Annotated in this window: 10 protein-coding genes; all 10 read right to left on the bottom strand. The window is 27.7% G+C overall.

Going from position 1 to position 10910, the window contains the following annotated elements; all coding sequences use genetic code 11:
• Positions 1-85 precede the first annotated feature (85 nt).
• Positions 86-343, bottom strand: coding sequence for a 50S ribosomal protein L28 (gene rpmB, locus ACO409_RS05155; RefSeq protein ID WP_485555466.1), 258 nt, complete (start codon positions 341-343; stop codon positions 86-88).
• Between the two features lie 196 nt (positions 344-539).
• Positions 540-926 (bottom strand): pyrophosphohydrolase domain-containing protein, encoded by a 387-nt coding sequence (locus tag ACO409_RS05150; protein WP_485555464.1) that lies wholly within the window; start codon positions 924-926, stop codon positions 540-542.
• Between the two features lie 25 nt (positions 927-951).
• Positions 952-1536, bottom strand: a complete 585-nt coding sequence (locus ACO409_RS05145) for a hypothetical protein (protein WP_485555462.1) — start codon at positions 1534-1536, stop codon at positions 952-954.
• A 95-nt stretch (positions 1537-1631) separates the two neighbouring features.
• Positions 1632-2399 (bottom strand): Bax inhibitor-1/YccA family protein, encoded by a 768-nt coding sequence (locus ACO409_RS05140; RefSeq protein ID WP_485555460.1) that lies wholly within the window; start codon positions 2397-2399, stop codon positions 1632-1634.
• A gap of 409 nt (positions 2400-2808) precedes the next feature.
• Positions 2809-4719, bottom strand: a complete 1911-nt coding sequence (thrS, locus tag ACO409_RS05135) for a threonine--tRNA ligase (protein WP_485555458.1) — start codon at positions 4717-4719, stop codon at positions 2809-2811.
• Positions 4720-4985: 266 nt separating this feature from the next.
• Entirely contained in the window at positions 4986-7085 is a 2100-nt protein-coding gene (gene brxL / locus ACO409_RS05130) for a protease Lon-related BREX system protein BrxL (RefSeq protein WP_485555456.1), read from the bottom strand.
• A 45-nt stretch (positions 7086-7130) separates the two neighbouring features.
• Positions 7131-9659, bottom strand: coding sequence for a BREX-1 system phosphatase PglZ type A (gene pglZ, locus ACO409_RS05125; RefSeq protein ID WP_485555454.1), 2529 nt, complete (start codon positions 9657-9659; stop codon positions 7131-7133).
• Positions 9660-9837: 178 nt separating this feature from the next.
• Complete coding sequence (locus ACO409_RS05120; protein ID WP_485555452.1) at positions 9838-10098, bottom strand: Txe/YoeB family addiction module toxin; 261 nt, start codon at positions 10096-10098, stop codon at positions 9838-9840.
• A 4-nt stretch (positions 10099-10102) separates the two neighbouring features.
• On the bottom strand, positions 10103-10363 hold the full coding sequence (locus tag ACO409_RS05115) for a type II toxin-antitoxin system RelB/DinJ family antitoxin (protein ID WP_018498538.1): 261 nt from the start codon (positions 10361-10363) through the stop codon (positions 10103-10105).
• A gap of 112 nt (positions 10364-10475) precedes the next feature.
• Complete coding sequence (locus tag ACO409_RS05110; protein WP_485555450.1) at positions 10476-10877, bottom strand: hypothetical protein; 402 nt, start codon at positions 10875-10877, stop codon at positions 10476-10478.
• Between the last annotated feature and the right edge of the window lie 33 nt (positions 10878-10910).

The raw sequence follows: 10910 nt of genomic DNA, 5'->3' as shown, positions 1-10910 counted from the left end.
AATCGAACCCCAAGCCTTCTGATCCGAAGTCAGACGCTCTATCCAGTTGAGCTACGGGTACACACAAAAAGTAAGTCGTTAAAACTTACTTTGCTAATATTTTTAATAATTTAGGACTTAATGTTTCTTTATTTTTTAACAAGATTTTTTTAACTTGGTCATTATTTTTTCCTTTTAATGTTTTCATTGCTTTTGTACAAACTCTTACTCTAACTTCTTCATTGTTAACAGTTAAAAGCATTGTTTGTAAATTTGGTCTCCAAATTCTTTTTGTAGCTTTATGAGAGTGACTTACTCTATTTCCGTGGCTTACTCCTTTTCCAAAAACTTCACATTTTTGCATCTTATTCACCTCTATCCTTTCATCTTTATTTTTTAAACAGTCTTGCTGTTTTTATTATAATATATTAACTTAACTATTTTAGAAAAAATCATTATCTAGTTAAAATTATTTTTACATATCGAATTTTATTTTATCATATTTTTAGAACTTTTACAAGTTATTATGACACTTTTTTGCTTTATTTCAAAATTTTACTTTATTTTTCAAAAAATTTCTTTAAATTTGGTGGAAAATAATTTGGTCCTTTTATAACTTTCCCATCTTCCCTGTAAATTGGATTTCCATTTTCATCTAATTTGCTCAAATTACTTCTGTGAATTTCTTCAAAAACATCATCAATCACATTTTGCATACCATGCTCTATAATAGTTCCACAAAGAATATAAAGCATATCCCCAAGGGCATCTGCCACTTCCACAACATCTCCTTTTTGAGCCGCTTCCAAATATTCTCCATTTTCTTCAGCCATCAAGTCAAATCTCAATTTTTCCACTCCATCTTTTAATTTTCCAATTGGCTTATCAGAATTTCCAAGTTTATAAATTCTATGAAATTCTTCTACACATTCTATTTTTCTTTTCATATATTTTTTTATTTCCCTTTCAAATTTATATTAAGATCATTGTGCTTATTATAAGCAAAATCAGTATTTTTACAATGTCAGTATACAAAACCGCCGCCACATAAAATCTTATTTTCTCCAAAAATTCAGTTTCATTATTTTCTAAGACTTTTATTTTTATCATATTTTTTACTTTTTTTGAATCAAAAATTATTAAGATTATTACTAAAAATAGCGATATTATTAGTAATATTACAGGCAAAGCTCCAATATTTTTCTGAAACAAAACTTTTATTACAGAAGAAAAAATCGACAAGTTTAATCCAGTTAAGAGCGAATAAACTACAAAACTTGACTTTATAATTTTTTTGCTTTTGTTAATTATAATTTTATATAAAAAAAATGTTAAAAAAATTTCTAAAACAATTACTGCAATAAATAAAAACGACATTTTATCCAAAACTTGCTTCATCTTAAAAATATACATAATTTTATACATTTCAGCCTGTAAATTTAACATCTGTGATAGCAGAACAGAAATCATTATTCCACAAAATACCCAAATTTTGCTGTTTGTGATTTCATCATTGATAAATTTTTCCACATCGCTATTTAATTTATTATCTTGCAAAACTTTCTCACTTTCTAAAAAAGTAAAATTGCTTTAAAATCAGAAAAACTCCGACTTTAAAGCATTTTTTACATTAGTATTTTTACAATTAATTTTTATCTTCTTCTTCCTAAAAGTCTTAAAATATAAATGAACAAGTTTACAAAGTCCAAATATAAATTTAATGCACCAACTATTTCAATTTTGTTTAAAATTTCTGAATCTTCTTGAACTGCATAACTCACAATATTATTTCGTATTCTATTTACATCAACTGCAATAAAAATTGTAAATATGATTACTCCAATTATTGATATAAACAAATCAACTCCGCTATTTTGTAAAAAAATATTTATTATACTTACTATAATAATTGTAATTAATCCAGCAAATAAAATTGGTGTAAATTTTGTTAAATTTTCTCTAGTAAAATATCCGTAAATTGCCAAAACCGCAAACAGCACGAATGTTCCTAAAAATGCTGAAAATATAATATTAGGAGCATAAACCATCCCAATAACTGAAAATGTCAATCCATTTAAAAACGAATATACAAGAAACATCAATCTTAATGTACTAGAATTAGCCTTATAAGTTAATGCAGTAAATCCAAACACCACAGCTATTTCCAAAATAGCAAACAGCCAATACATTTTTAAAATACCGTATGCAATTGGATTACCTGATGCTAACCCTGCATAGACTATATAGCCTGTAATACCTGTTAAAAGAAGTCCTAGCACCATCCACATCATGCTTCCACGAACCTTTGAACTTACAAGTCTATCCAAATCACTGTAATTCATTCTTGCTTGTCCACCATATTCATTATAACCGTCGTTATTATGATTATAAGTGTCCAGTTCATCGTAATCTTGTCTCATAAAAATCACCTCTTATTTATAAACTTTTTTATTTATAATTATCTAAAATAACTTGTATAATGTGAACTACTCCCGATTTTAGAAGCGGGAGCTTCTTGGGAAGTATCTGCATATGACTAGCCAAATATATTTACCAAGCTCTTCGGGTAGTTCCTACCCTGATATATTTAGTGTAATACATTTTGCTATAAATATCAATCAAAAATTCAATTCATCTCCCACTTATAGAAAGCCTACGAATTCTTGCTATCTTTTTGTTAAAACTTTATAAGATTTAGGCTAAAATTTACATCTAAGTTATCATATTATAGTAACATTACATTTTTTTAAAAGGCTTTTTTTTGTCTGTAAAATTACTTAAATCATATTTTATTTATAACATTGTCCAAAATTTTCTAAAAATTCAATTTTACTTTTTAAACGGAACAACTGATTCCTGTTTCAAAATCTCGATAATTTCATCAACTGAAACATTTTTGCTATCTTGTGAACCAAATCTTCTAACATTTACTTCATTATTTGCAACTTCATTTTTACCGATAATCAACTGAACTGGTATTTTTTGGTCTCCATTTGCTTCTCTAATTTTGTATCCAATTTTTTCTACTCTTGTGTCAAGCTCAACTCTGATTCCTGCATTTTGAAGTTTTTCAAATACTTCTTTTGCAAAAGGCACTTGTTCATCAGAAATTGTCAAAATTCTCGCTTGAACTGGTGCTAACCAAGTAGGGAACGCTCCTGCATAATGTTCAATCAAAATTCCAAGGAATCTTTCTAAACTTCCGTACATTGCACGGTGAATCATTACTGGTTCATGTTTTTCTCCATCTGCTCCAATATAGCTCATTTCAAATCTTTGTGGCAAATTGAAGTCTAACTGGATTGTTCCACATTGCCAAATTCTTCCAATTGAATCTTTCATCTTAAAGTCAATTTTTGGACCGTAAAATGCTCCATCTCCAGGATTTAACTTGTAATCAATTCCTTTATGTTCTAAAGCTGATTTTAAATTAGTTTCTGCCATTTCCCAAATTTCATCTGAACCGATTGCTTTATCTGGTTTTGTCGATAATTCAATATGATATTCAAATCCGAATAAAGTATAGAATTTATCGTATAAATCAATAATTTCAATAATTTGTTCTTCAATTTGCTCTTTAGTACAGAAAACATGTGCGTCATCTTGTGTAAATGCTCTAACTCTCATAAGTCCATGCAAAGCTCCACTAAATTCGTGTCTATGAACAAGTCCCATTTCTCCATATTTTAAAGGTAAATCCTTATATGAATGTAAGTTATTTTTATATGCAATTATTGAACCAGGACAGTTCATTGGCTTTATCGAATATACTTTTTCATCTATTGTCGATGTATACATATTTTCACGGTAATTAAACCAGTGACCAGAAATTTCCCAAAGTTCTTTATCAAGCATAATTGGTGTTTTAATTTCTTGGTAACCTCTTTTTTTATGTTCAACTCTCCACATTTCTTGAAGTTTGTTAAACAATTCAACACCTTTTGGCATAAAGAATGGGAAACCCGGTCCATGTTCGTCTAAGAAAAATAAGTTAAGCTGTTTTCCTAATTTTCTGTGATCTCTTCTTTCAGCTTCTTCCATCATTGTCAAATAGTCATCCAGCTCTTTTTTAGTCGCAAAAGCCACTCCATAAATTCTTTGAAGCATTTTATTTTTTGAATCTCCACGCCAGTAAGCTCCAGCAGTTGACATTAATTTAAACGCTTTTAAATATCCAGTTGACGGAACATGTGTTCCACGGCATAAATCCACAAATTCTCCTTGTTTATAAATGCTGACTTTGTCAACTCCCAAGTCATCTATTATTTCGACTTTATAAGTTTCACCCTTTTCAGTAAAGAATTTTTTAGCTTCTTCGGCACTCATTTCACTTCTTTCAAAAGGATAATTTTCTTTTACAATTTTTTTCATTTCATTTTCAATTTTTACTAAATCTTCTTCAGTAAAAGGTCTTTCAGGGTCAAAGTCATAAAAAAATCCATTTTCCACAACAGGCCCTATTGTAACTTTTGTATTTGGAAAAAGTCTTTGCACAGCCTGAGCCATTATGTGAGCCGCACTATGTCTTATAATTTCAATTCCCTTTTCACTTGTATTAGTGATTATTTCAATTTTTCCAGATTTATCAATAACATAAGATGGATCAACTTGCACACCGTCAATTACAGCTCCAACGGTTGCCTTCCCAAGACTGCTCCCAATACTTTTTGCAAACTCCACAACAGTCATCGGATTTTCCAACTGCTTTTTACTACCATCAGGCAAAATCATTTCTATCATTTTCAATACCTTCTTTCTCTCTTTTGTCGTATAAATTAAGGCTTAACAAGCCTAGTTGTAAATTAGTCGTATAATTATTTATTATAGTATAATTCTTGCTTTTTTTCAACCTAAAAATACATAAAAAATTAAATAACATTTAAATATGTACTGTATAATCAAATGCAACAAAAAATGTATAATGAGGTTTAATATAAAAAAGTCAAATATAAAATTGTTTTTATTACTAATAATGAAGTTACCTTCCTCTTTCAATAATTAGTATTCTATTCCACCCCTAAAGCTTTAAATACAGCATCTTCAGCTGTAGAATAAAAAATCAAGTTAAATGCACCTATTAAATCTGGTGGTACTGTCGCCAAATCAGTAGCCGAAGTCATTGGCAACAGTACTTTTTTTGCCCCTGAATCTAAACATACTTGTAACACATTTGCGAGTTCACTTACTTTTATTATTGTTCCACCGATACTCAAATCTCCTAAAATTACCGCACTTGAAATAATAGATTTATTTAATGCAGCTGAACAAATAGCAATGTATGTAGACAAAGTTAAATTTGAAGTCATTCCAATACCCTTTAAGTCTTGATAATTTACCACATAATCATTATTTTTTGTGCTAATTTCTCCACTTATTAATTTCCCATTAGCTCTTAAGTATTTAAATGCCATTTCAGCTGATTCCTTTGCTTCGCGATTATTTCCTAATCCTGCTTTTTCAAATTTTCCTGTTCCTTTTGTCATCTGAGTCTCAATTTTAAATAATCCAATCATTCCACTTTTTATACTTGAAACCGTATACAAATGACCTGGTTTCCCAATACCTTCTGGAATTAGACTTCCACTACTTTGCTCCGAAACAGGAACATATTCTTCATTAAATTTTTCATTATCGATATACGAAAAATTTACGTCATAAAATTCCATCCCACCTATTTTTTTTAGTTGCTCTTTAACTCTTCTTCTCATTTCTAGTGAAAATCTTAATATCTTTTCAATTTTTTCTTTTGTAAATTTTCCATGTGGATAAATTATTTTTACCATTCCAGAAACGGTTTTTTTGACTGCAATCACATCTCTTTGATTTAATTGATTTCCTAATTTAAAATATTTATCATATGCATCTGCATAAGAAATTTTACGTAATTCTCTCATAATTTCTGCATAATAATCTGTTATAAAGCCATAGTCATCAGTAAAAAACTCTGGTCTATATTTAGGAATTTCCCAACCAGGTAAATAACAGTGCATTCTATCTAAGAATGCCGTATCTCTTCCCATTACATGAGGAAATGGTTCAAATAAATTAGAAGTTTTTAAAACAACATCTACACTCTGATTAATATTTCCTATAAAAACCATTCCAGCACTTGCATTTTTTTGTTCTTTCCCACGTGCAAACGAACCTGATGCCATATAATCTTTCATAATTTGGACTCCATCTTGATCCTTAAACTTCATTCCTGCCACCTCATCAAAGGCTACACAGTCCCAAAGTCCTACAAGTCCCATTGTTCCTCTTCCCATATTATAAAAAAGATTCGCTACACTTGTTTGACCTCCTGATACAAGTATACTGTTAGGACTTATTTCCTTATAAATATGTGATTTCCCAGTTCCACGAGGCCCTAGCTCACAAAAATTATAATTATTTTCTAACAATGGTATCAATCTTGATAAATGAAGCCATTTAACTCTTTCATCAAATTTACTAGATTCCATTCCTGTACTTCTTAAAACAATATCTATCCACTCTTCATCTGTAAATTTTTCTCTTAAATCTTTAAACTCTTCAAAATCAATTTCTGGCATTTGTACAGGTGTTAATTTTTTTATAATTACAGGATTTCCTTTTTTATCGTCTTCATCATAATAATATTCCAACTGAATAATACACCAAATACCTCCTCCTAACAATCTCTCGTATTTAGAAGGATAAACATCTGATACTGGAACACCTTTTAACGATAAATTGGAAAATTCAGCTTCATGTCTATTCTCCTTAAAATTTAACTTTACAGTAACCTTGTCAATTATTGTATAAGATCCATTTTCTCTTAATTTTGATTTTATTCTTTCAGCTTCATCAGGTCTTACATAATTTTGTGCCAAGATTTTTTTTACTGTTTTCATTCCTTCTTCTATATCTTCTTCATTTTCTGAAGAACAATACATTCCCAATAAATATTCAAGCACATATATAGGAACATTTGCCCCTTCCCTTATTTTTTTTGTCAAATCTTTTCTAACTATTTTTCCAGAAAAATATTTATTTAACTTTTCAATTAATATTTCTCTATCTTTGTCATTATTAACCTCTTTTAAACAATCATTATCCTCAAAAGTTTGACAATAATCCTTATTCACTTTTTCCTCCTTTAATATATCTTGTTTCAAACAAAAAATTATTTATCAAAATCCAAAATCATCTGAAAATAATATATCTATTATTATTTTTTTCCTTTCTTCAATTTTAGTTTCTATATTTTTTACAACTAAATAATAATTTTCATCTTTTTTATATTTTTTATTTATTAAAGTAAATCTTAGTTTTTTTATTCTTTTTACAGTTTCAGTTTCTTCACTATTTGCTTTATAATTTTCTATATTTGAAATTATACTCTCATTACTATCAATAAAATATATTTCAAATTCTGTAGGTTTTATAATATCTGTTACAGCACTTTTTTGAAGAAAATCAAGCGAGATTTTCAAATTAGTTATTTTGTTAATTTCTGATATTAAACCAACTTTTACCAATTCCGTGTCTACTGATCCTTTTGCAGTTTTTACTTTTATAACTGGAACAATTAATTCTTGTAACGAAATTCCACCATGATAATAATTTTGTCCACCACCACTAACCTTAAATACACTAGAAGTATTCGGTGAAATTACTTTTAAATTTTCATTTTTATTATTTAAAACATCTGACATGTTTATTTCATTTGTACCAATTTCGCCATATTCATTTTCCGTTACTATGTATCTCCTATTCACAACATCATTTTTACTAGAAAAGTTTTCTATTTTATCACATTCCTCTATTTTTTTTCTTTTGTAAATAAATCCGTGATCTGCTGTAACTATTATATTATTAATAGATTCCACTCTAAGTTTTTTTATCAAATTCATAATTTCTTCTATCGCTTTTTGACATGCCTCAAACACTTCATTTTCAGTATTTGCCTTATCTCCTATCGAATCAATTTGATTATGATAAATATAAAGTTTTTTCTTATTTCTAAATACCTCTCTTAATTCATTTTTTGAATATCTAAATACTTCATCAAAATCTAAAGCTACTGCATTTTCATCATAACTTTTTAAAATCTTTTCTCTTTTTACTCTGTCATTACAAGCTTTTCTATCAATAAGTACTGAAAAATCACCATTTTCGACCTCTATTTCTATTTTGTCATGCGGAAGCAATGCTGCCATACCTAATTTTGTGACAGAAGGTATAATCCCTAACTGATATTCTATTTCAGCATCTACAGTTTCATCTCTACTCATCTTATAAAATAATTCTCTCCCAGTCTCATACCTCAAAGCATCAGAAATTATTACTACAATTCTATTTTTATTAATTTCAACGTAATTTTTGTAAAAATCCTTTTGTAAATTTATTTTCTTAGGAAGCTCTCTATAATTAAGTAGGTCATTAAATTTTATATTTGCAGGATTTAAAAATTTATCAGTATATTTGGTTTCTAATAATTCTAACAACCTACTATACTTTTCACTATTTTCTGTTAATTGATCATAGTAATAACAAAATTTTCTATAATATGTATCAATCAAATAATCTTTTTGAGCATATTTTTCTATTATTTCTAATAAATCACTACAAGTTTCAAAATTTGTACTTTTTATTCCTTTGTAAGCATATTCCAATATTTTATACTCTATCTTTAATTTTGAATTATCAATATTTTTCTCTCTTCGTAATTCTATTATCTCTTCTATAGATTTATCTTGCAACTTTGCTGAAAAATTCTCATCAACAATTCTTTCAACTATCCATTTCGTTATTTTTTCATCAGGAAAATCAAATATATCAAGTTCCAAAAGATATTCAGGTAAAATATTTTTAAAATATTTATCTCCATCTATAATAGAATAAACTTCTGAAACAAGATTTTTAAAAGTTTCTCTATATTCAGAAATCTGTCGCAATCTATTTAAAAATACTATAACGGTACTTCTTACACTTAGTTCCTTAAATCTAACAGGAATTTCTTTTGTTATTTTTTCAGAAGCATAAGTTAAAAATATTCCAATAAGTAACTTAGTTAAACTCGGATCATCATCAACATATCCAAATTTTAATCTACATAATTCCCAAAACTTCTCTTCAAGATTATATTTATTAAACTCTACAAGATATCTACTTTCTTTTCTGTTTTTATCAGTAATTAAAATTCTTACTACATCATCAAACCCCTCAAATATTTCAGCTTTTGAATTAGTAATAACTCTCATCATTATAATTTCAACATCTTCTTTTTTACTAACTCTCTTCTCTTCTACCAATTTTTCAAATTTTTCTCTTCGATCTTTTGCTGCAAAAAACTTTCTATGTCTTTCCATAACTTCTTTAAATTCATCATTTAAATTTAAATTTTGAGCTATTATTGAAATTGGATCTGGTGAAAATAATTTCGAATACATTATAGTATCAGCAAGATGATTATCCCTGTCTTCACTTCTCTTAAAAGGAGCATAAATCAAATAATTACTCTCCTTATCCTCTCTTTCAAGAAGTAATTTTGTCTTAAATAACTCATCTTGTTTCAATCTCAATAACTTAACATTTTCCAATTTCAACTCTTCTATCTCTGACAGGAATTCTTGCTTTTCATCATACCAAAAAACAATTCTTCTTCCTTCTTTCTTAAATTCACTATTAAGTACTTTTGTAATTTGTTCTAAATTCAATTTTCTCACTCCATGATTTTCTATATTTTTAAATAAAAAAGCCTCATTTATTTCTTTTTAAATAAAAGAGACTTATAAAATCTTTATTTTTAAAAATTATCTAACCTTAGTATCATTGTTCTTAATTTATTTTCTGAACTAAATTCTTTTACTAGTGTCAATTAGATTTCAATTTATTCTATAACTCATAATGACCTTTACATGATGCTATTATAATCGCATTATTTTCTATTTTATAAACAACTCTATTTTTTTCATCAATTCTTCTGCTCCACCAGCCACTCAAATTATTTTTTAATGCTTCAGGTTTTCCAATACCTGTATACCAATTTCTTTGTATATCTTTTATTATACTGTTTATTTTTTTCAGAATTTTCTTATCTTCCTGCTGCCATTGGCAGTAATCACCCCAAGCTTTTTCCTCCCACAATATTTTCACATTATCACTCCTCAATCAAATCATGTTCTACTAATTTTGCTTTTCCTGATTCAATATCTGCAATAACTTTTTCTAAATATTTCATATTACTTTCAGAATAAAACGGATCTGCAGTAATTTCAAAAGGTATTCTTTTTTCTTTAGTAACTTTAGTGGCAAATATCGTAAATGCAGTTGTCATTGACATTCCCATTTCACGACATATTTTTTCCATTTCTTTTTTAATTTTTTCGTCAATACGAAAATTAATCATTGCCTGTGCCATATTAATCACTCTCCTTAATTGCAAGTATACTCTATAACTTTCATTTTGTCAATCATTTTCTTTACAAAAAATATACATTATACATATATCCGTTGTATTAAAGTCATTTCTTTTATTTAATACACTTATACACAATCACATTAATAATACAAAATATTACCAAAATTAAATAAAGTAAATATTTATTTTTATCAAAAAAACTCGTATCTCCACCTGTTTTCTTCATATTTTCTAGCATTCCAATTTTAGAAAATTCAAAATAAATCCAGCTACCTAATGTTGACCAGTAAAAAGAAATAATTTCTTCCGATTCAAGCATCATGTAAAACCAAAACTGATATATCATATAAATTATTAAACCTAAAATAATGAACAATAACTCATTTTCTTTTCCTGTATTCTCTTTTGTTTTCTTTCTAAAGTATTCCATAATAAAAATTATGCCTAAACCCAAACCACCTGTAAGAAATACAGCAAATATTAAGATTAATCCCATAATTAAATTTATAATCATTTTTAATTTCCCTTTCTTTAATAATATTTTAAC

The organism is Leptotrichia sp. (genome assembly GCF_057270615.1).
Note: the sequence above shows the minus strand (reverse complement) of the source record. Positions and strands in the feature narration are given on the sequence as shown.